Source organism: Nocardia spumae (assembly GCF_020733635.1).
In the GTDB taxonomy this organism is placed as follows: Bacteria; Actinomycetota; Actinomycetes; order Mycobacteriales; family Mycobacteriaceae; genus Nocardia; species Nocardia spumae.
The window spans coordinates 4,810,981-4,833,222 of sequence record NZ_JAJFZL010000001.1; the positions used below are offsets into that span (position 1 = coordinate 4,810,981).

A 22,242-nucleotide genomic window follows, 5' to 3' on the forward strand; every position below is an offset into this window, starting at 1 on the left:
ACAGGTTCGGGCCGGCCTGTCCCTTCGAATGAGTCCGTTCCAATTTCAGGGTCTTTGTTGACCTCCAAGGGGCAAAAATCCGGATCGAGGCGCGGCTAACGCGAAAGATTGACGATCATCAATAATACTCGATCGCCACGACCGGCTCCGTAGAAGTCGTGAACAGATTCCCTGTCTGTTGCATCAGCGGATGCACCACGCCCTTCGGCTTCCCCTCCGCCGTGAGATATTCCGAATTGAACCACACCTGCTCCACCTCCCCCACCGTGATGCCGTGATCACCGTTCAGATCAATCCGCGTCACCAACCGGCAACTCAGCGAACCGATCCCAGAAGGCACGACTGGTCCGTACGGTGAGGCATCGCGATCCAATTCGAGGCCGCAGGACGCCAATTTCTCGACTGGATCGACCACTGGGTACTTCGAATAGCGCGCACCCAATTTCCACACCGAGTCCAACTGCTCGATGGTCGGTACCGTCACCGTGAATCCGTCGGCTGTCAGCAGATTCTCGTACGTCCGCCACTGCTTGAGCACCGCTATCGCCACCTGCTGAGGCTTCGTGGACACCGATGTCAGGTTGGACACCGGAATCAGGTTGGCAGTTCCGGTCTGGTCCTTCGTGCCGATCAGATAGGCGATGCGCGGCGCCAGTAACCGGTGTGCCAGGTCAACCGAGTCTGCCATCGTCCACCCTCGTCATTGTCGTTTCCATCACGAACGATCGGATGGCTTCCTGCATCGTTCGGCTGTCGGAACTGGCTGCCGCCGGGTGCGCCCCCAGATCGCTCTGTATCTCTCGGACGGCGGCGTGGAATTGCGGCAGGTGTTGAACCGCAGGGACTTTCAGAGTTGGTTGCAGAGTGTCGCAAGCTGCACGCGGGCCTTCGAGATGCAAGCGCGCCCGCGCAAGATGTGTCTGCGCCAACGTCAGGGTGACCGGCCACGAAGAGGCCGGGTTCGGCCGATAGCAACCGATCACGGCCTCCGCTTCTCGCTGGGTGTTCGCCCAGTCCCCCAGTGCGGCGAATGTCGTCGCGTCGTAGTAGTGCTGGCGCGCCGAGGAGAAACTGAAGATCGGCCCGAAATCGGCCAACTCGTTGGTGCCGGGCAAGCATTCCCGTTGATTGCGAGCAACCTTCACCGCAGCAAGCGCAGATTCGCAGTTGCCGCACTGTGCATGAGCGCGAGCTTCGAGGCCGCCCAGTCGCAGACCGGCGATACCGTAATCGACACCAGCCCTGTCGACCTCGCGCAATACCTGCTCGGGCCGACCCCACCAGGATGCAATCATCGCCCGAGTGCAGAACACCCAGGTCAGCAGCGAGCGGTGGCCGGCAAGTTCGGCGAACCTGCCCGCTGCCCTCGTCTGAGTCATCGCGGCTTGCGGTTCGGCGAGATCGTGCGAGACCGAGGCGAGCAATACGCAGGTGGCGGAGAAGAGGACGTACAAATCACGAAGATCGGTGACCCGACCAGTCCGGTGAATCGCCGCTGCGATCTGATCACGGAGAGCAGTGAGCCTGACGAAGATCCGGCAGACATCTGGATCGACCGCATAGTCCGACGCCAGCCGGTACAGGTCTTCGGCCGCATCGCGAAGCGAATCCGGATCCACCGGGGACCGCTCGACCGCGTTCATCAACTCCGCCGACTCTCGCGCGGAATGGTTCACGATGCCGGCGACACCTAAGCCGCCGGTCAGCGCGGATGTGCCCAACACTCGCAGTGCTTCTCGGCGTTTCGTGGGATCACCCCCATCGTGTAGCTGGGATTCCGACCCGGCATCAACATGATCGTGTCTGACAACGTCGACGACTTCAGACGCCAACTGCTTGAAACGAGCCTCCTGCTCATCATCAAGCCTCTTGCGGGCGGTGTCCATGCACTCGGAGTACCTCGCGCCCAACGCGATATCCGCACCCCGGCGTTCCCATTTACCGACCGCCTCGACAGAGCATCCGATCCTGTCGGCGAACTGAACCTGGGTGTCCCGCAACGCTGCTCGCAGCGCAGCGACCTCGATCCCCGTCCAGGTAATGATCGTCATCTCTCGGCGTTCTCCCCTCCGCTGCAGTACCGCCACGGTACGAGCTCCGTACGAGTTCGGTGAGTCCTTCGATTGCGTCAACGCGGCAAAGCTGAAACCAATCATCGCAGACCAGCGAAGGTGCCGTTCGACCTTCGCCACAGAACCGGAGGCGACCGAAATGCCCGCACCCGCAATCGAAACCAGCGACCGTGAACCGACCGGCGTGGATCCGACCGCCACTGGCACCGACGTGGCCGATGATCACTCGAACCAGCAACTACCGAAGCTCCCTACCCGGCGCACGAACAACCAGTCGATGGCAGCCACGTTGCGGCTCTGGCACACAAGGAATATCGACCTCCTGGAGCGCGTCGCGGCCGGCCTCCGTCATCTCGGCCCTCCGGCAGCGTGCAAGAGCGCCGCTCCCGTCCGCGGGCGTGCCCACGCGACGCATGTGATGGCCGACCACGCCACCCACAACTGCGCCCGATTCCGCCTCGCAGCCCAGTACATCGAAGCCCACCAGTGACCACCGGCCCGTGCCCGTTCGATCGCGGCACGTCGATACGCGGAGGGACAAGCACTTTGACAGAACCGAGCACATCACGACGAACGATTGCTCTCCTGCACAGCGACCATGATCCGGACACATACGAAGCACTGACGCGGCAGCACCGACTGGATGTCGTCTACACCGTGTACACCGACGCCCTCGCCGTCCTGGCCGCACTGATCGTCGTCCAATACACCTTCGAATACGCCGCGGACACGGTCGTGATCCCACACCTCGGCGCTCTCGAGGACGGCTCGCCGTGGTGGGCGATCACCCAGGTCACCGATCTGGTCACGGACACACGGAATTATCCCAAGCTGCCGGCCCCCGTTCCAGAAACGGGGCGCGAACTGTGATCACACTCGGACTCGTCGTTGCGATCGGTCTGCCACTGACCGTGCTGATTCTGGCCGTCATGCTGCCAGAACGACGAGACAAACCATAAGTCGCCGCGATCCTGCGAAACCTTTGACCTCGACGGTGTCGCGCGAAGCGACGGCTCAGGTTGCCGCCTTCTTGATTCGTGCGCCGAGCGCGTCCAGTTCGTCGAGGACGAGACCGGCGCCCCATACCTGTTCCCTCTTCCGATTCGTCAGGGGGCGTAGGACTCCCGCCTCGTGCAGCCGATCGATGGCGGCGTAAGTACTGCTCGTGCTGAGCCGGAACCGGTCCGAGACGTCTTCCGCGGTGATGACGGGCATGGCGATCAACGACGCCATGATCTTGGCGGCTGCGCTGTGGCTGCGCACCGGACCTGTCAACTCGCGCCACTGTTCTGGAATGGCGGCGAGATAACTTGCGGTCTTGCGGGATTGAGAGGCAGCTATGCGTGAACCGGCTGTGAACGAGTTCATCAAGGGTTCCGGGTCGCCGCTTCGGTACGCGGACAGATCGTCGAAGTAGCGATCCCGGTGGGCCACAAGTGCCGAGGCCAACGGAACCACAACCGTGTTCGTCACAGCTCGCCGCCGGAGCACGCTGTTGATGAGCGCTCGACCGATACGGCCGTTGCCATCGGTGAACGGGTGGATGGATTCGAACTGGGCATGAGCGATCGCAGCTTGAGCCAGTGCGGGGATGTCGTCCCGGTTGGCGTACCTGATGAGGTCTTGCAGGTATTCATCGACGGTTTCCGGCGGCGGAGGAACGTACAGGGCGTCGCGTGGGGAGTACTTGCTGCCTCCGATCCAGTTTTGCATGTCGCGAACTCGTCCCGCGTAGTCGCCGTCCGCCGGGTCGTCCCGCATGAGTTCGCGGTGGGCGGCCGTCAGGTCGGCCAGTTCGACCCTCCGGGTGCTGGTGACCTTGGTCAGAAGTGCGTCGGTGGCGGTCGTAGCGGCGACCATCGACGTGGCTGATGGGTTGGCTTTCACGCCGTGCAGCGCTCGAGCATAGTCGTCGACCGCGGCGTCGATCTCCTCGATCCGGGATGAGGCAACACATTCGGTGCGCAGCAGAAGAGTGCCGAGAGCACCGAGTACAGCCGGGTGCTCGGCGTCGAGTGCGGTAATTTCCTGCAACGCCGCTTCCATGTCCGCGGAGAGGCGCGAGGGCAGTTGAACCTCGGAGTCCGCGATGAACGGGGGGAGGTTGACCGCGACTTCCCGCACGGTCCGGTCCTCGCGGGTTCCGCCTCTGAACTGCTGGTGCCACGGGACCACCCGGCGCTCGTGCGGGGGCCAGCCTGCGTCTGCCATAGCTCCTCCGAAACTCGGAATAGCGGTTCTATTATTCCGAGTTTCATCTTAAACTCGGAATAGCGGGCTGCCTAATCCGACTTACCCGGGGCGACGCCGCGCTTCAGGCCGCTACCCGCCGAACGAACGTCAGCGGTCGTATCACCCGAGCAGCGCGACCTTGGCGAACACGCGCGCACCGTCCGTCGGTTCGAACTGCGGGTCGAGACGATTCGCGCGCCGCAGCAGACCGAGCCGGTCGAGCATGTATCGCACGTGCCGGGTGCCCGTGAGCGCGTCGGCCGAGGTGCATCGAATATCGTCCGCGGAGGACCAGCCGAGCGCGGTCAACGATTGCGCGGTGACATCGGCGGGCACCACAGCGCCGCCCGCGATCGCAGAGAGGTAGAAGAGCCCGGCCTCTCGTTCGAAGGTGCCGCGCGCCAGGTCGGGGGTCTTCATGGCGATATGTCGCCACAAGGCGACCGGATCGTCCCGCAATGCCTGACCCTTCTTCGTGACATGCAGCCGCCCACGATGTTTGCGAATCAACCCCAATTTCTGTGCCGACTCGCGCAGGTCCAGCACCTGTGGCGTCAGATCCTCCCGGTTACCCTTGCCGATCCAATGCTCATCCATCCCCAACTCGGTGAACACGGCCGAGACGACGCGGGGCGGCAAGTAACCTGCTTGCGTCAACACGACCCCGTCGGCACCGACGTGGCCGAGCAGACACCGATAAGGCCACACGGCACGCTCAGCCCACTCCGCATCGATCTGCACCGGACGATCGAATTCGGCGCGCCCGATGAGTGTCAGCAGTTTTCGCCGTGCGGTGGACGCCGGCATCCGAGCCCACAGCGCCGCCAGTGCCGGGGACCCGTCGAGCACCGCGCCGACATTGCCATCCGGTCTGGGCGCACCTTCGCCGAGACCGAATTCCGTGAGGATGGAATTGATTTCGTCGATCTCGAACGGTGTGGGGCGGAAGTGGTCAAGGTCGACGTCCCCATAACACTCATGGAACGTCCGCAACGCTTCGACATGATCGGGATGCGCGACATCGGATGCGGCGGCCACGAGTTCGTATCCGTCGATCCCGCCGCAGTCCTCGGGTGGGCCCGGACGCCGCCCGGCCGTGCAGACCGCTCGAGGAGTGGCGGCGGTGCGCGGCAATACCGCCTCGAGCACGAACACATGCAGCCAGTCGTCACCGAAGTCATAGCAATAGGACAGTTGATCGCCGGGATCGGTCAGCAGCTCATCCAGACGGACACGCTCCTCCGGAACCCCGCCGTCATCCTCTTCGACCATGAACGGGCACAGGTAGCGTTCGACGTCGAGCCCGTGATAGTCGGCGCCGCTGCGGAATTCGTGCAGATGACTGTCCGTCCAGCCGAAGGCGGCTTGGATCACCTCGTGAAGTTCGTCGAGGAACAGATCCGACGACAGCTCCAGCCGACGCCACAACGGCGGTGTGGCATCCCGCAGATCCACCCGCACCCGATAAGTCACCGAATCGAGTCGGCGCGGACCTCGCTGCGAGGGAACCGGCTGGTCGAGTAGATCCGTGACCACCGGCCAGGCCGAAGCAGTGCTGTCTCTACGCTCCTGTGATCCGGCGATCGGTGGGTTGCTCTCGTCTCGGAACTCGCCCCGGTCGGTCACCCGGCGAGGATACCGAGAGGCGTGCGGCGGCGGCAGTGGAGCCGCACCTCAACCTGCGATGGACCGGCAGTCGGCTGATCACTTAGCATGACGGCATGAGTGAGAGCGGGGGGAACGTTCCAGGTCCTGGCCAGTCGGTTTCGGTCGTTCCGGACCAGGTACGCGATGTCGGAACCTACATCTACGGTTTGGCCGATACCTTGTCCGGCGCATTGGATTCCGCGGCCAAGGAGGTTGCCGAGCTCCTGAACGACAGCTGGACCGGGGACTACGCCGACGAATTCTCCGAAGGCTGGGACGAAGTCCACGATGGGGGCCGTCAGATCTTCTCGGCCCTGACCACGATGGCCGAGAAGCTCGGCGTCACCGCCGAGACATTCGCCACCGTCGACCAGGCCAGTGCCGACGCGCTCGGTATCCCGAAACTGAATTGGTCGTAGCATGGGTTCGCAATTCTCGGTCGACCTCGATCACCTCGACCAGATCGTTTCGCGGCTGTCCGGCCTGGCCGGCTTCATCGCCGACCACCTCACCGATATCGAACAACGCGTCGCTGCGCTGCAAGGCACCGGCTGGGAAGGCGTGGCAGCACGCGCCTACGACGACGCGCACCGCGAATGGATCAGCGGGGCAAGAGAACTCGTCGACGGAGTCCGCGAGATGAGCGACTCTGCAAAGCAGGCGCACACGGCCTATACCCGCGCCCTGGATCTCAACGGCCGGATGCTGCAAAGTGGGCAATAGATGATCGTCGACTGGCAGACCTACTACGATGCCGCCAAGAAGTGCCAGGACCTCGCTACCGAACTACGTAAAGCAGATAAACCCGTCCACGATGCCGTCAAAGTTGACTGCAAAGGAATGGCCGGTGACGCGAACGGCTGCAAACAGTGGGGCGAGGCCTACGACAAATCCGCTCTACACACCCTGCAAGCCTCCGCAAGCCTCGCCAACGCCCTCACCAACTATGGCGCAGTTCTCTACGCCCACGGCTACAACTGGGGCGTCGCCAACAAATCCAACCCGGCCCCACCGCGCCCCAACATCAGCCAGGTCGGCGATTACAAAGTCGACCTCACCGGCGCGAGTTCAGTCCACGACAACGGAGCCGGGTTCGAGCACAAAGGCGGCGTGAAAGCCTTCTTCGATGAACTCCTCACCGAAGTCGTCAACAAATTTCACAAATTACCCAATGGTGACGCAGCAAAACTGCAGACCGCGCACACGACCTGGAACACCTTCGCCAATCACCAAACCCTCACGGGCGCCTCGGCGAGCATCTCCGCCATCTCCGGCCTGTTCGACGGTATGGACAACGCCACCAATCGGCAACTGATCCAGGACCACTTCACCACTCTTCGAACCAGCGCCGACAACGTCGCGACCGGCGCCCAGAACATCGCCGCACCCATCAGCCGCTACCACGACGCCACTGTGTCCTTCGGCGACGACACCGCCAACAAGATCAATTGGCTCGAAGCCGGCATCGCCGCGGCCGCCGTGGCCGGTGTCGCGCTTGCCATCTTCACGGTCGGAATGAGCGTCGAAGCCGCCGGCGAGGGCATCGCCGCCGCTGTCACCGCCACCATCGGAGCTATCGAAGAAGCCTTCTCGTCGAGCGCTCTTGTCGAGATACTCGGCGTCACCACCCTCGCCATCGGCGCCGTCGCCACCGTCAAAGCCTTCGAGGCCGTACCGGTTGACGACCTCGAAAAAAACGCCGCCAAACTCGCTTCCATCATCGCCATGAAAGTCTTCATGGACGATTCGGAGGACATCAACCAGGACAACCCGACGGGCGCCTTCACCACCGCGTCGATGACCACGAAGGTCAATAAGATTGCATCCCATTACGGTGTTCCTCCTCAAGCCGTGAGAGATGCTATTCACAAAATCAAAGCCCAGGGCGCGTGGCGCGGCAACGGCGGCAGCAGAAATCCCGATATCGTAGTCGATCTGGAAGATGGCGAGGTATACGTCAAAATGCCTGATGGATCGCCATCGGAGGATAGCATCGGCAACATATTGGATGAGCTGGAGGATTGATGGAGGGCCAGAACAGGCTGGGAACGATCATCGAGCACGATGATCGTTGGCTACTCAAACCTCTGCGAGGCCACGCTGTATCCAGAATCAATTGGCAGTCTGACCACATCGAACTCGTCTTTGACGACGACTTTCACATTCTGATCGGATACGATGCCGAGCTGTCCGCGAAGACTCTCGCAAAAGACTCACCGAACAGACACGGCATCACCCACTGGAGCCGACTCCAGATTGAAGAGTTCCTCGCTGCAAGAATTGTCTCTGCCGTATTCTTCAAAACCGGCGCGGTTCGTTTGGCGTTCAAGAACGGATGGATACTATTCGTCGGAGCCGACTCACACGATTACCCCCCAGAGGTGCGGTTCAATAATCGCATTCTATGGAATCCCACAGGAATTGTCGACCGCTCAATTTTCGATATCCAACCAATAGATCCGTGGACTGGGCAACATGTCACGCCACCCGATTGGCCGAGCCGTCCGGACTACCTGCAAGACCGGCCGGAATCGGACGACATAAACAGCTGACGTCCGACCGACGGCCGCGCGTCTGCTCGAAGGCGACGGTCTGGGCTGAGCACTGTAATCGAGATCGGCGGCGGTGCTCGGTCGAGCGCTGGCTGTACACGACACGCAGCCGCAGCGGTCCCATCCCGACGGAACAGCTTTCAACTACCAGATGACAGCACCGAGACCACGGAGCCCCAGGTCACCTGCCAGCGCAGAGCCAGCCCGGGGGCACTGGCCCGCAAGTTAACATTCACCGGTGACCGAGTCGATATCCCCGGAGTGCAACCCGAACGAATCAGCGCACGGACAACCGCATTCCGGGCGCGGGGCGAACTGATGGATCAGCGTCCGCTACTGCGCGACCTCATCGACATCAAGGAGCACATCGCCGGCTCGGACTATGTGCTCACCCTCGCCGACGCGGTGACCGAGGAAGGGTCGGCGAAGGCGGTGCAGGACTACGTTCTCACCGATCGCCTCGTCGGCAACTTCGACGAAGCGTTGTCGCTGATCAAGTCAGCGCTGGACGGCAACACCTCCAAGCCTGCGTTCCTGCACGGCTCGTTCGGTTCCGGTAAATCGCACTTCATGGCTGTGCTGTACGCACTGCTGTCCGGGAATACGGCCGTGCGGTCGCGCACCGATTTCGATTCGCTGCTCACCAAGCACGAGTGGCTGCTGTCGGACGGCAAGAAGTTCCTCATGGTGCCGTATCACATGATCGACGCCAAGACGATGGAGCAGCGGGTGCTCGGCGGGTACGTCGAGTTCGTCCGCAAACGCCATCCCGACGCTGATGTCCCCGCGGTGTATCGCACCGACGCCCTGTTCATCGATCTGCGCAACCTGCGCGAAACCATGGGTGAGCAGCAGTTCCTGGACGCCCTCAACCGTGATTACGCGGAGGACGACGACGAGTGGGGCGATTCGGCGGCCTTCTGGACCTCGGACAAGGTCGATACCGCGCTCACCGCGGAGGAGGCCGAGGACTCCAGTCAGCTCGATATGGTCAATCCGACCGCGCCGCGGGAGCTGCGCCGGAAACTGTTCCACGACGCGGTCACGACTCTGCTACCCGGTTATACGAAATTCGCCGCCGAGGACGAGACCGGCTTCATCTCACTCGATGCGGGCCTGAGTGTCATTGCCGCCCATGCGAAGTCGCTCGGTTACGACGGGCTGGTGCTGTTCCTCGACGAGTTGATCCTGTGGCTGGCCAGTCTCATCCACGACGAGAAGCGGGTGGCGCGCGAAGCCAGCAAGATCACCAACTTCCGTGAGGGCGGCGATGCCCGCCGCGCCATTCCGATCGTGTCGTTCATCGCCCGCCAGCGCGATCTGCGCGAGCTGGTCGGCGAGGAACTGGCCGGTGCGGCGGAATCGGCGATCCAGGATGCGTTGAACCACGCGTCGGGCCGGTTCGACCTGATCAGTCTGGAAGACCGCAACCTGCCGCAGATCGCCCACGCCCGCCTGCTGAGGCCGCGTGACGACGACGCGGCCGCGCAGATCGATGCCGCATTCGAGAAGACGAAGAAGCTCGGCCCGAAGGTCTGGGACACGCTGCTCGGTTCGGACGAGAGCACTACCGGCGCCGACGAGGCGGCCTTCCGGTTGAGCTACCCGTTCTCCCCCGCCTTCCTGGACACGCTCGTCCACATTTCGGCGGCCCTGCAGCGTTCCCGCACCGGCCTCAAGCTGATGGGGCAGCTGCTCGCCGATCACCGCAACGAATTGCGCCTCGGCGACCTCGTGCCGCTCGGCGACCTCTATGAGCAGCTGACCAAGGGCGGTGACCGCCCGTTCGTCGCCGACAAGAAGGTGCTGTTCGACGCCGCCGACAAGCTCTACAAGACCCGGCTGCGCCCGTATCTGCTCAGCACCTGTGAGGTGACCGAGGACGATGTCGACACCTATCTGAATCGGCGCGACAGCATCACCGACGCCCAGCTGGCCGGCCGCTGCAAGAAGTTCGTCGGCCAGAACCGGCTGGCCTGCACCGTGCTGCTCGCCGCCCTCGCGCCCAGCGTTCCGGCGTTGCGCGACTTGACCATTCGCCGCCTCGGCGCCCTCAACCACGGCTCGATCACCACGATGATCCCGGGCCGCGAAGAGGGTGTCATCAAGGATATGGTCACCGAGTGGGCGTCGCGGTTCCCGGAGATCAAGGAAACCGGTAGCGACGCCAATCCGGGTGTGCGGCTGGAACTTTCCGGTGTCGATGTGGAATCGGTGATCGCCAACGCGCAGGTCAACGACAATCCGTCCAACCGGTTGGCGATGGCGCGGGATCTGCTCGCCGAGGAATTCGGTCTCGACCGCGCCAATGACCGTTTCGGCTCCGACGAACTGCGCTTCGTGTGGCGCGGGTCGAACCGTGTCGTGGAGGTGCTGTTCGGCAATGTGGCCGATGAGGAGACGCTGCCGAATCACGATATGCAGCCGTCGATCGAGGGGCGTTGGCGCATCATCGTCGATCTGCCCTACGACGAGAACAACCTGAACCCGATCGTCGACCTCGACCGGATCCGACGATTGCGGGAACAGCAGGGCGACAACCATCCTCGCGCGGTCGCCTGGCTGCCGACACATCTGACGAAACCGCGCTGGGAGGATTTCCGCCGGCTCGTGGTCGTCACTAAGGCCCTTGCCGACCCGTATCGCTTCGACACCCAGTACGCCCAGCACCTGAACCCCGACAACCGGGCCAGCGCCAAGCAGCTGCTCGAATCGCAGCGCGAAACGCTGCGCAACAAGGTGCTCGCCACCTTCAAACAGGCGTACGGGCTGGCCGAACGCAAACCGGCCGACGTGACAGACGAGCTCGATCAGCATTTCTATCCGCTGCCGGATCTCGACGGGCTCACCGTCTCCATCGGTCAGTCGCTGCACGACGCGCTGCGCAATGTGGCCGGAAAGCTACTGGCTCACCAACTTCCGGGCCACCCAAACCTCGACGCCGCCGGCACCGGGACCGCAGTGAAGCCCGCGGACGCAAAACTCGTCCTCACCCATGTGCGCGGCGCCGCCGAAGCGCGTGACGGGCGGGTCGAGGTGCTGGCGAAGGATCGGCCGCTGATGAAGCGCATCGCCGAACCGCTCGGGCTGGGGCAGCAGAAGGAAGCGTATTTCGAGCTGTCCCGGCGTTGGGCCGATCATTTCCGCCTCACGGCGCAGAACGAAGGCATTACCGGTGATCTGTCGGTGATTTCCCTGGGCGACTGGACCGATCTGCCCGAAAAGCGCGGGCTCGAGCCGCATATCGCGAACCTGGTGATCGCCTCGTTCGCCGAGATGGACGATCGGGTGTGGGTGCGCGGGGGCGTCCCGATCGACACTCCAGACCTGACCAAGATCCAGGCCGGCGACGCCCTGCGGACCCAGCCGCTGCCCGGTGAGGCCGAGTGGGATGCCGCGCGCAATCGGTTCGAGGTGATCTTCGGGGACAAGGCGCCGACGCTGCGCCGCGGCGGGCTGGTTCAGCAGTTCGCCCGCCAGATCACTACCGCCGCGGCGAAGTATCTGGACCCTGCTGTCCGACTGGTGGAACAGCTCGAACAGCACAGTGAGTTCCTGCGGCTCGACGACACCGAACCCGGTGGGCGGCTTGCCATCGCGCGCCGTGCGGTCCAGTTGCTCAATGAACTCACGAAGGCCGGTGGCGGATCGGCGGGTGCGAAACGAACCGTGGAGACCTTCGCCGGTTTCAATCTGGCCGAAATCAGTCCGGACCGCTACGCGACCTCGATCAAGTCCGCGGACCGCGTGATTTCCGCACTCGCCGATGCCGCGTGGGACAACCTGGCCCTGGCGCAGCATCTGGGACCGGAGGGTGCGGCGCTGCTGGATTCGTTGCGTTCGGTCGCTCGTGCGGATCAGCGGTCGAGCGATCTGGCCGAGAAACTGCGCCGCACCAATGCCGAAGTGACCAGGCTGTCCAAGGAGCGATTGCTCGATGACAGGCAGCGCCGTGAGGAGCAGACACGCGATCCCGGCCCCGTGGCGGCCGATCACGTCGAACTCACCACGGACACCAGTCATCCTGTGCTGCCGGCGGAGCCGGATCCCTCGGCCGACCACGACGACGCGACGTTGTTCAAGCGCGCCAACGTGTACACGACCACCGCACGCGAGGCGGCACGGTCCGTCGCACGGGAACTCGACCGGCTCTCGCAGCTCGAACCCGACGCCACCATCGAAATCACCTGGAAGGTTGTGGAATGACCGCGACCGTCGCGGGGGCCATGCGCCTGTCGAGAACCACGGTCGCCCAATACCTTGCCGCGAATCACAAGCTCACGGAGATCCTCACCGCGCCCCAGGGCAACATCACGATCCTGCTGCGCGGCGAACCGGCATGGGACGGTGACCCGGTGCTGCCGCTGTCCGACGGCCGCGCGGTGCGGGTGGAGCCGGCACCCTCGCCGCTGGCGGTGCACGAACAGATTCTGGCCCACGCCAGAGATATCAATCCGGATCCGCGAGTTCTCGTGGTGATCACCGATGTCGAGGAACACGACCTCGACCCGGCCATCCTGGCCCGGATCCACCGCGCCCACATCTATGTCGTCGACCAGTGGGACATCGTCCGAGAGACCTTCGGCGCCAAAGACATCGACCCGATGCTGCGCCGTATCACCTGGGTCTGCGAAGCGCTGCTCGATGCCTCCGGCGCGCGGCGCTGGCCGGCCGCGCTGGCCGGTGACGTGCTCTCCCGCACACCGACATTGGCCGCGCTGGCCGCTCGCCGTCTCGACCTCGGTGACGTCGGCGACCGTATCGATGCGCGCACCCTACTCATCTGGTCGCAGCGACCGGGCCACCCGCAACTGCTGCTCGAACTGCGCGGGCCCGAACGTCACGGTGTGATCGAATTCCTCAGCGAGACAGATCAATCCGGGCCCGCCGGCAGAGTACTGACGACACTGGCCGTCAACGGACACGGTGATGAAGCCGTCGCATACGGCCTGCTCTGCGCGGCGCTGTGGCGTCATGCCACACCGAGCAATCCGGTCTTTCAAGCCCGAGGCCGAGTCGAACGGTGGCTGGGCGAAGACTTCCCGATCAAGGGTGCGGCACTCGATTCGGTGCTCAGTTCCTTCGGGGCGGTCTGCGAGGACTACATCAGCGATCTGCTCACCAGAGCCCGCACCGAGACCGATCCAGGAGACGAGGCCGACGAGCACGCCCGGCAGGCCCGCAAGATCACCGATACGGTGCTTTCCCGCGCCGATGCCCTGGCCCGCCAGTTCGGGGCACTCGAAGCGGCGGCGAGCAGCCCCATCCTCGCGGTCGGCCTGGAGGCGCGAATCACCACGGCCGGGAACGCACTCGGTCGCGGCCGGATCGACAGCATCGACCGATCCGTCACCGAGCTGCGCAATCACAAGCTGGCACCGGATCACCACATCCGTATCCAGCGAATTCGGATGGCGCAGCGGCTGACTCGGTGGCTGGCGACCGCACCCGACCCCACCATCGACACCGTCGCCGCGGCCATCGACCGGCAGATACGTGACACCGCCTGGGCCGACCGCGCCCTGGATACACTCGAGGCGGGTGGCGACGACGATCCCGCGGTGCGGATCGCCTTTCAGGACATCGCGACCAAAGTCCGGGCCGTGCGGCGCGAATTCGATCGGGAGTTCGCCACTGTCCTCGCGCAGTGGACTGGGTCGGGCAGCGCACCCGGCTCCATGCTGACCGTCGAGACCTTCCTGCACCGCGTGGTTCGCCCGTTGGCCGCCACACGGCGCGTCATGCTCATCGTGGTCGACGGAATGAGCAGTGCGATCGCGACCGAACTTGCGGGTGAGCTTCGCAAATCCTTCGCCGAGTACGACCCACTGCCCGGCGACAAGCATGTGCGGCGGCGTTCGATGGTCGCCGCATTGCCGAGTCTGACGGCGGTCTCACGCACGTCATTGTTCGCGGGCACGCTGATGAAGGGCGACCAGAAGGACGAGGCACGATTGTTTCCCGCCCACCGGTTCTGGGGTGCGAAACAGGCCGAGGTGTTCCACAAGCACGATCTGCGCAGTGCCGCGGGCGATCGTTTCGGCACCGACCTGCTGAACGCACTGGCAAATCCGGACAAGCATGTCGCCGTCGTGCTCAACACCATCGACGACCGGCTCGCCAAGGAACTCAAACTCGACGACGCCGCCTGGGAGACACGCGAAGTCGGTGATCTCCGCGCGCTCGTCGCCTCGGCCGCGGCGCGCGATATGGCCGTGTTGATCACCAGCGACCACGGGCACGTGATCGACCGCCACGGCCGAGCATGCGACGGCACCGGAGTCGCCTCGGCACGACATCGAGTGCCCACGGCGGCCCACGATCCGCTGGATGACTCCGAGATCGCGTTGCGCGGCCCGCGCGTGGTGTGGCCGGAACCGGGAGCCTCGATCGTCGCACTGTGGGATGCCGATTCTCGATACACCGCACAGAAAGCCGGTTACCACGGTGGGGCATCACTCGCCGAAATGACCATTCCCGTACTGGCATTCCTGCCGTTCGAATCCGACCCCGGTGACTGGCAGGAGTTGGGCAGCAGCCAGCAGCCGAAATGGTGGATCGACGACGCCGAGGAAACCCTCGACGTCCCCGCACAGGAGGCCGTCACCGAACGCGCCAAACGGGTGAGTACGAAGGCGCGGGAGCTGGCCAGCGATCAGATCACACTCGATCTGGTGGTACCGGAAGCGGCCCCGCCCGCCCGGCAGGCACTAGGATCGGCAGAAGCCCTGATCAAGGAGCTGCTGGACTCCGACACGTTCGCCGCCCAACTCGAGACCCTGGCACGCAAACCGGCGTCCGGCAAACTGGAGAAGGCCATCAGCACGCTACTCGACGGGCCGCAGACCACCACCGCGCTCGCACAGCGGATCGGTGAACTTCCCTCGCGGGCCCGAAGTTTCGCGGCCGTGCTGACCCAACTGCTCAACGTCGACGGGCAACAGGTGCTGGAGACTCACTCCGACGGCCGCACGCTGCGCCTGCACGTCGGGTTGCTTCGCGAACAGTTCGGACTCCGATGATCGGCACGGGACGTGCTCGCACCGTCGCCACGATGCCACACTGGTCCGGTGAGTAGCGTGCAGCCGACAGGGGTGAGTGCGGCCCGACGACGAGCGGTCATCGACGCATTGCGGCGCGGCGCGGTTCCCGACAGCGGTCTCGACCTGCTGGCGACCGGCCTCGATCGCTTCGAGGCCGCGTTGGACGCCGAACTCGATGCCGTCGCCTCGGGTGGCGCGGTATTCAAGGCGGTGCGCGGCGAATACGGGTCGGGTAAAACGTTCTTCTCTCGCTGGCTGGGCGAACGAGCGAAGCGACGCAACTTCGCGGTGTCCGAGATCCAGATCTCCGAGACGGAAACCCCGCTGCACAAGCTGGAGACGGTGTATCGGCGGCTCACCGAGCGACTCACCACGGCCAGCTCACCACCGAGCGCCTTCCGGCACGTGATCGACGCCTGGTTCTACGCACTGGAGGAAGACGCTCTCGCCGAAGGCGCCACCGAGGACGAGCTGGCCGAGTCCGTCGACCGCCTCATGACCGCGCGGCTGGCCGAAGTCTCCAGGCACGCACCGTCTTTCGCCGCCGCATCGCGCGGATACCGGACGGCGGTGCTGGCCGGTGACGACGCCACCGCGAGCGCCGTACTCGCCTGGTTGGGCGGACAACCGAACGTCGCCGCGGCCGCCCGCCGGGCCGCCGGGGTGCGCGGTGAACTCGATCATTTCGGCGCGTTCGGCTTCCTGCAGGGGCTGCTGACGGTGCTACGTGATTCCGGGCATCGCGGTCTGCTCATCGTTCTCGACGAGGTGGAGACCCTGCAGCGGGTGCGGTCGGATGCCCGCGACAAGGCCCTCAACGCATTGCGACAGCTGATCGACGAGGTCTACGCCGGCCGCTTCCCCGGCGTGTACCTGCTGATCACCGGGACACCGGCCTTCTACGAGGGACAGCAGGGCGTGCAGCGGCTGCCACCGCTCGCGCAACGGCTCGCGACCGACTTCACGACCGATCCGCGCTTCGACAATCCGCGCGCGGTACAGATCCGCCTGCCCGGTTTCACCATGGATTCTCTTGTGACGCTGGGCAGCACGATCCGCGAACTCTATGCCTCGGGAGCCGAGAACGGTGAACGAGTCAACGTGATCGCGGACGACGCCTACATCGCGGATCTCGCCCGAGCGGTCACCGGCTCACTCGGCGGAAACGTCGGCGTCGCACCACGATTGTTCCTGAAGAAACTCGTCGGTGACGTGCTGGACCGCATCGACCAGTTCCCCGATTTCGACCCGCGCCAGCATTACAAGCTCACCGTCGGTTCGGCGGAACTGACCGATATGGAACGCAACCTGGCTCGTGCCGACGATGTCGACCTAGAGCTGTGATCGAGCAGCCCGGTCCCGACCCGATCGAGCGCCTCGATACGGTGCTCGTCCACCACATCGTGAACACCTTGGGCTGGCCGAATCTGCGCCCGCTGCAACGGGCTTCGATCGATCCGCTGTTGCGCGGAGACGATGCGATCCTGCTCGCGCCCACCGCGGGCGGCAAAACGGAATCGGCGTGTTTCCCGCTGCTGACCGCGATGGCGGCCGGCAACTGGCCGGGAGTTTCGGTGTTGTATCTGTGCCCGCTCAAGGCCCTGCTCAACAACCTCGTGACCCGGATCGACACCTACGCACAATGGATCGGTAGGAGCGCCGCACTCTGGCACGGGGATACGAGTGAGTCGGCGCGCAACCGGATCCGGCGCGAACCGCCCGACATCCTGCTGACGACGCCGGAGTCGTTGGAAGCCATGCTGATCGGGATCAAGACCGATCATCAGACATTGCTGGGGTCGGTTCGCGCCGTCGTCGTCGACGAGGTCCACGCGTTCGCAGGAGACGACCGTGGCTGGCACCTGCTGGCGGTACTGGAACGTTTACAGCGTGTGACAGGACAGCCGATCCAGCGGATCGGATTGTCGGCAACGGTCGGCAACCCACACCGGCTGCTGAGATGGCTGCAGGGATCGGGCTCGGGCAAGCGGCGTGGAACCGTTGTCGCGCCTGACCTTCCGGAACTGGCAACCGAGGACACACCTGCGGGGTCCCGATTTCCCACAGATTCCCCTCCCCTGCCCCGACCGGCCGGCGAAGTCGAACTGGACTACGTGGGATCGCTCGACAACGCCGCGAAGGTCATCGCGGCACTGCACCGCGGCGAAAAGCGCCTGGTGTTCTGCGATTCGCGCCGGCAGGTCGAACAGCTCGGCGCAGTACTGCGAGAACGCGACGTGACGGTATTCCTCTCCCATGCCTCGCTGTCCGCATCCGAACGCGCCCGTTCCGAACAAGCCTTCGCCGAGGCCCGCGACTGTGTCATCGTCTCCACCTCCACACTCGAACTCGGCATCGACGTAGGCGATCTCGACCGCGTGATCCAAATCGACTCACCCGCCACCGTCGCCTCGTTCCTCCAACGCATCGGACGCACCGGCCGCCGCACCGGCACCACCCGCAACTGCCTGTTCCTGACAACCACCACCGACGCCCTCCTCCAAGCCGCCGGTCTGTTGCTGCTGTGGAGCCGCGGCTGGGTCGAACCGGTGACCGCTCCGCCACAACCACGCCATCTCGTCGCCCAGCAACTGCTCGCCGTCACCCTCCAGCACGGCACGATCGGCAAACGACTGTGGTCGCAGGAATGGAACGGCCTCGCCCCCTTCGATCGGTCCGCCGAACCCATCTTCACCTACCTACTCGAGGCCGGATACCTCGACAGCGATCAGGAACTGGCTTTCATCGGCCCCCAGGCCGAGCATCGTTTCGGAAAACGGAACTTCCTCGAGCTGACCGCTTCCTTCACCGCCCCACCACAATTCACCATTCTCGCCGGGCGGCAGGAGATCGGCATGACCGATGTCTCCGTCCTCACCGACGACCGGCCCGGACCTCGACTACTCCTTCTCGCCGGAAGCAGTTGGCGGGTCACCTATATCGACTGGAAGCGGCGGCGGGCATTCGTCGAGCCGGCCGAGGGTGGGGGGATCGCGAAATGGGCGAGTCTCGGCATCCGGGGGCTGTCCGCTGAACTGTGCCGGGCGATGCGAGCAGTCCTGCTCGGCTCCGACCCTGATGTCTCACTGACTCGCCGCGCACAAGTTGCCCTCACCGACCATCGCCAGGAGAAAGTCGGCACCGTCGCACAGGATGCCACGCTCATCACCCGGGAAGACTCTGGAATCCGTTGGTGGACTTGGGCCGGTTACCGAGCTAATGCGACTCTCGCCGCGGCATTGGCGCCTGTTGCCGATCCAGCACAGCGACCCGATGACTTCGCGATCCGGCTCGACACCGGTCTCACTCCTGCAGTTTGGACCGCGGTCAGCAAGACTGTGGACGTCGATCAGCTTCCACTACCAGGTGTCGACTCGCGAGCTGTTGCAGGACTGAAGTTTTCGGCATTGCTACCGGACCAGCTCGCCGATGCGACGATCGGAAGCCGGCTCACAGACCCACAGACGGCTCAGGTAGTGCTACAGGAGCCCGCGCGGTGGGCGGACCGGTAGCTGTCGCGCGTAGGGTGCCGGATTCCAGGTAGCACTCGTCACGCTGAACAACCCGACGCCCGGGGGCACCAGGTCAGTCGCTGAGGTTGGCGAACGGGCGTTTGCCGCCGTGCATTGCCTTGAAGCTCTGGATCATCGACGGCTCGAGCGCCGAGGCGTCGGGTTCTTCGCGCCACCCGACCAGCAGCTGGGAACTATCAGCGAGCTGCCAGATATATAGGCCACCGGTATGACCGACAGATTCTCCCGCACCACGCCGGCGATGCTCGTCGAGCCGATGCATGCAGATTGGATTGCGCTTATGCAGCTCCGGTCGGAGTCTCGGCAGTGATCACTTCCGCACGCTCGTCGGTCAGGTCCTCGCCGTGGTAGATGAACGGTACGGCGCTCGCACCAGGGGGATGCCGTCGCCATCCGACCTGGACGCACTTCGTGCACACCGAATTCCACGGGGACGGAATTGATTTCGCCGATATCGAACAGTGTGGGTCGATCGAGGTCAGCACAGGGCCTGGGTGGATTCTCGGCACCTCAGAGATTCGACGGGGCGGAACCGAACGCCACTGTCGTGCGTCCAACAGACGAGAAACTGTTCGATGTCCCGGCGAGGAGCGAGATGGCCGACTTTCAAGTCGTACCCGATGACGTGGACAAGTTCGGTGGGGCGATGCGTGACCTCGCCGGTCAGGCCGGTGCAGCCGGCACTCACGTGACCAAGTGGTACAACCTGTCGGAGGCACACACCGGGATATTTGTCGAGGTCAAGGGGATCGTCGAGCACATCCGTCAGAATCTCGAGGACAACTACAAGCACCTGCAGACGTTGGCCGACAACTCGGCAACCGAGCTCGGCAAAGCCGCGCAGCTCTATCGGACCACCGACTACGAGCACGCACGCCAACTCGACGAGACCTACCCCGGGACCGCGCGATGACCCGCCCCGAGGAGAAACTGGTCGAGCCGCAGGCCGAGGATCCCATGCCCGGTCCGGTCTCGTTCGTCGCCGGTGGCAACTTCATCTCCCCCGCGTACTACATCTCGACCACGATCAAGACTCTGGTCGGTTTCGATGTCTACGGCTGGGCGGGAGAGAAGGTCAACGGCGACTGGGAGGCGGTCAAGAAGGCTGCCGGAGCCGCGGGCAACCTGAGTCGTTTCAATTCGGCGTACGCGGAGTCGATCAACACGCAGTGGCAGCAGACCGCCGGTGCCACCTGGCATGGTCACGCCGCGGGCAACTCGGAGACCTACTTCAAACAGCTGGCTGCCTGCGTCGAGTTCCAAGCTCGCCCGCTCGAGGAGATCGAACGGCAGCTGACCAACATCAGCACCGGCATGCGGGAACTGGGCCGACGAGTAGGGGATTTCCTGCAGGACATCTCGGATATGGTCCTGCTCTGGCTCGCCTCACAGGCCGCCGAGGCCATCCTCGCCTCCAGCCTCGTCGGTGCGCCTGCCGCGGCGGCACAAGCCGCGGTCTCGGCCGCATACCTCGTCCAGATCGTCGCCAAGGTGGGGCAACTCATCAATCTCGTCACCACCGCGTACAAGGCGATATACGGGATGATCGGTGCACTGAACGCCCTGTCGAGCCAGACGACACCGGACAACCTTCCGCCGCTGCCGAATTCAACCTACGACCATCCGGGGGTGTGACCGAATGGAGAATCCGCCCGAATTCAGCTTCGACGTAGCTCAGGGCGACCTCGGAGCCTCGCGCCAATTGCGCCGTTCCCTCGAGACGATCAAATCCGCCGTCACCGACCCCCATCTACGCAAACAACTCGATGATGTGCTGAGCGGGCGCCGCAGCATGCGCGACTTCGGCACCTCCGATGCGTTCGCGGGGATCATGGACTCTGTTCCCCCGAGCCAGCTCAACCGGGCTCTGACCATGCCGGAAGACCAACGTCTGGCCCTGGCCCAACGTGGTGAACAAGAACTCGAACGTCTCCGAAACGAGCAGGAGGAGCCCCCAAGCCCTCCAGTGCGACCGGCGCCCTCGCCGCCGAGCCCACCGGATCGACCGAAAGATACTGGAAGCCAAGTTATTCCTGGAACCCGGAAGCCGAATCGCGAACAGCTGTATACCCCGGACGAACCGGATGAGGACGACCTCTACTTCCAACAGCGACGTGACCGCGGGTGGCTCGCGTGAGCAGACGCCCCGGCAAGAATCTCGACGTCACTGTGCGAACCGAGCTGCGCGAAGACTTCGCCAAGGACCCGGAATTCGATCCCGAACAGACCTTCGTCCTGCAACTGGTCGACCAGCTGCCCGACGCCTGCACCCGCCACGGTGAGCAGGCTGTCGAACAGCCGGAGAAGGACTTCGAATTCCGTCCACGACGGACCAGACGAGATCCGGACCGCACTCGATGGGTACAGCGAACGGCCACTTACGAAATCGGATTTCTACTTCGGGGAATTTATCGCCTCTCGACCTTCAGGTGGCAGGACAACAGCCCGCCGTCGACGATCCTCGAAGGTGCCTGGCCGGTGTGCGCGAAATGTCAACGTACTAGACGCATTCTCCAGTACATCGGGCATGTCATCGTCCTGGCGGGGGTCGCCCTGATCCTGATCGTCTTGGCCGCAACCCAAACGACGAGCTCGGATCACCTACCTGTACCGCTGGTGCTGGCAGTCTTTCCCGGATGGCTGCCATTCGGATTGCTCGCCGCTGTGTTGATCTACCGGCGGTCGACGACCTACGTGCTGTTCCGACCGATCACCGAGCTGGGCTCAGCGCAGATCGTGGCGCATCCGGACTTCGCGAAGGCGTTCGAATCGCGGGGAACAGTCTCGTGATCAACGAACTCGAGAACCGGGCGTACGCCCCAGCTGGGCGGCTCTGAAACGACCACCAGCCTGAGGACATGCCTTTCGGTCGCGGTACGTCGACAGTCGGCTGCCGCCCAGGGACGAGACGCGAACAGTGATCACACTCGGACTCGTCACCGCGATCGGGCCTGCCACTGACCGTACTGATCCTGGTGGTAACACTGCCGGAACGACGGCACAAACCAATGAGTCGCACGATGAGCAAGCCAGGCAGATCACCGGCGGGGCGACGAAAACGGAGACCGCACGCACCGCCTTGCGGCTGCTCGTCCGGCAACAACAGCAACATGACGCCATCGCCTGGCTCGCCGATCACTAGCCCTTTCTCTCCGAGGAAGAG

The 22,242-nt window shown here is 64.1% G+C and carries 20 protein-coding genes; 15 read left to right on the forward strand and 5 right to left on the reverse strand.

Features of this window, described 5'->3' with window-relative positions; genetic code table 11:
• Positions 1–118: 118 nt before the first annotated feature.
• Together LKD76_RS21510 and LKD76_RS21515 are read right to left on the reverse strand one after the other, a co-directional pair.
• Positions 119–688: a flavin reductase family protein gene (locus LKD76_RS21510; RefSeq protein WP_227983167.1), complete on the reverse strand. Its 570-nt coding sequence runs from the start codon at positions 686–688 to the stop codon at positions 119–121.
• Positions 672–2,051 carry a helix-turn-helix domain-containing protein gene (locus LKD76_RS21515; RefSeq protein ID WP_227983168.1) on the reverse strand — a complete coding sequence of 460 codons (1,380 nt, stop codon included), beginning with the start codon at positions 2,049–2,051 and terminating at the stop codon, positions 672–674. The genes LKD76_RS21510 and LKD76_RS21515 overlap by 17 nt, the downstream gene beginning before the upstream one ends.
• 160 nt (positions 2,052–2,211) lie before the next feature.
• Between LKD76_RS21515 and LKD76_RS21520 the strand changes: the two genes are divergently transcribed.
• Positions 2,212–2,562 (forward strand): hypothetical protein, encoded by a 351-nt coding sequence (locus LKD76_RS21520; RefSeq protein WP_227983170.1) that lies wholly within the window; start codon positions 2,212–2,214, stop codon positions 2,560–2,562.
• A 167-nt stretch (positions 2,563–2,729) separates the two neighbouring features.
• Positions 2,730–2,942: a hypothetical protein gene (locus LKD76_RS21525; RefSeq protein WP_227983173.1), complete on the forward strand. Its 213-nt coding sequence runs from the start codon at positions 2,730–2,732 to the stop codon at positions 2,940–2,942.
• 144 nt (positions 2,943–3,086) lie between these two features.
• Here LKD76_RS21525 and LKD76_RS21530 read toward each other — a convergent pair whose 3' ends face one another.
• A complete protein-coding gene (locus LKD76_RS21530) occupies positions 3,087–4,283 on the reverse strand; it encodes a Fic family protein (protein WP_227983175.1) in 1,197 nt (398 codons plus the stop codon).
• Between the two features lie 141 nt (positions 4,284–4,424).
• The gene (locus LKD76_RS21535) at positions 4,425–5,777 is read right to left on the reverse strand and encodes a plasmid pRiA4b ORF-3 family protein (protein WP_227983176.1); all 1,353 of its coding nucleotides are present in this window, start codon (positions 5,775–5,777) and stop codon (positions 4,425–4,427) included.
• 248 nt (positions 5,778–6,025) lie between these two features.
• Between LKD76_RS21535 and LKD76_RS21540 the strand changes: the two genes are divergently transcribed.
• The 8 genes from LKD76_RS21540 (at position 6,026) to LKD76_RS21575 (ending at position 19,058) form a co-directional block, all read left to right on the forward strand.
• Positions 6,026–6,370 carry a WXG100 family type VII secretion target gene (locus LKD76_RS21540; RefSeq protein ID WP_227983179.1) on the forward strand — a complete coding sequence of 115 codons (345 nt, stop codon included), beginning with the start codon at positions 6,026–6,028 and terminating at the stop codon, positions 6,368–6,370.
• Position 6,371: 1 nt separating this feature from the next.
• A complete protein-coding gene (locus LKD76_RS21545) occupies positions 6,372–6,674 on the forward strand; it encodes a WXG100 family type VII secretion target (RefSeq protein ID WP_227983181.1) in 303 nt (100 codons plus the stop codon).
• The gene (locus LKD76_RS21550; RefSeq protein ID WP_227983182.1) at positions 6,675–7,976 is read left to right on the forward strand and encodes a hypothetical protein; all 1,302 of its coding nucleotides are present in this window, start codon (positions 6,675–6,677) and stop codon (positions 7,974–7,976) included.
• The gene (locus tag LKD76_RS21555) at positions 7,976–8,503 is read left to right on the forward strand and encodes a DUF6188 family protein (RefSeq protein ID WP_227983184.1); all 528 of its coding nucleotides are present in this window, start codon (positions 7,976–7,978) and stop codon (positions 8,501–8,503) included. The genes LKD76_RS21550 and LKD76_RS21555 overlap by 1 nt, the downstream gene beginning before the upstream one ends.
• A gap of 318 nt (positions 8,504–8,821) precedes the next feature.
• Positions 8,822–12,709: a BREX-2 system ATPase PglY gene (gene pglY / locus LKD76_RS21560; protein ID WP_227983186.1), complete on the forward strand. Its 3,888-nt coding sequence runs from the start codon at positions 8,822–8,824 to the stop codon at positions 12,707–12,709.
• Entirely contained in the window at positions 12,706–15,525 is a 2,820-nt protein-coding gene (gene pglZ, locus LKD76_RS21565) for a BREX-2 system phosphatase PglZ (RefSeq protein ID WP_227983188.1), read from the forward strand. The genes pglY and pglZ overlap by 4 nt, the downstream gene beginning before the upstream one ends.
• A gap of 57 nt (positions 15,526–15,582) precedes the next feature.
• On the forward strand, positions 15,583–16,890 hold the full coding sequence (brxD, locus tag LKD76_RS21570; RefSeq protein WP_227985356.1) for a BREX system ATP-binding protein BrxD: 1,308 nt from the start codon (positions 15,583–15,585) through the stop codon (positions 16,888–16,890).
• Complete coding sequence (locus LKD76_RS21575; RefSeq protein WP_227983190.1) at positions 16,887–19,058, forward strand: DEAD/DEAH box helicase; 2,172 nt, start codon at positions 16,887–16,889, stop codon at positions 19,056–19,058. Before brxD ends, LKD76_RS21575 begins: the two co-directional genes overlap by 4 nt.
• A 73-nt stretch (positions 19,059–19,131) precedes the next feature.
• Here LKD76_RS21575 and LKD76_RS21580 read toward each other — a convergent pair whose 3' ends face one another.
• On the reverse strand, positions 19,132–19,341 hold the full coding sequence (locus LKD76_RS21580; RefSeq protein ID WP_227983192.1) for a hypothetical protein: 210 nt from the start codon (positions 19,339–19,341) through the stop codon (positions 19,132–19,134).
• A gap of 333 nt (positions 19,342–19,674) precedes the next feature.
• Here LKD76_RS21580 and LKD76_RS21585 point away from each other — a divergent pair, with 333 nt between their 5' ends.
• The 5 genes from LKD76_RS21585 (at position 19,675) to LKD76_RS21605 (ending at position 22,221) form a co-directional block, all read left to right on the forward strand.
• Complete coding sequence (locus tag LKD76_RS21585; RefSeq protein ID WP_227983194.1) at positions 19,675–19,992, forward strand: type VII secretion target; 318 nt, start codon at positions 19,675–19,677, stop codon at positions 19,990–19,992.
• Positions 19,989–20,714 (forward strand): hypothetical protein, encoded by a 726-nt coding sequence (locus LKD76_RS21590; protein ID WP_227983196.1) that lies wholly within the window; start codon positions 19,989–19,991, stop codon positions 20,712–20,714. Before LKD76_RS21585 ends, LKD76_RS21590 begins: the two co-directional genes overlap by 4 nt.
• Positions 20,715–20,718: 4 nt before the next feature.
• Entirely contained in the window at positions 20,719–21,216 is a 498-nt protein-coding gene (locus LKD76_RS21595) for a hypothetical protein (protein WP_227983198.1), read from the forward strand.
• Complete coding sequence (locus LKD76_RS21600; RefSeq protein ID WP_227983200.1) at positions 21,213–21,869, forward strand: hypothetical protein; 657 nt, start codon at positions 21,213–21,215, stop codon at positions 21,867–21,869. The genes LKD76_RS21595 and LKD76_RS21600 overlap by 4 nt, the downstream gene beginning before the upstream one ends.
• Before the next feature lie 127 nt (positions 21,870–21,996).
• Entirely contained in the window at positions 21,997–22,221 is a 225-nt protein-coding gene (locus LKD76_RS21605) for a type II toxin-antitoxin system VapB family antitoxin (protein WP_227983202.1), read from the forward strand.
• The last annotated feature ends 21 nt before the right edge of the window (positions 22,222–22,242 follow it).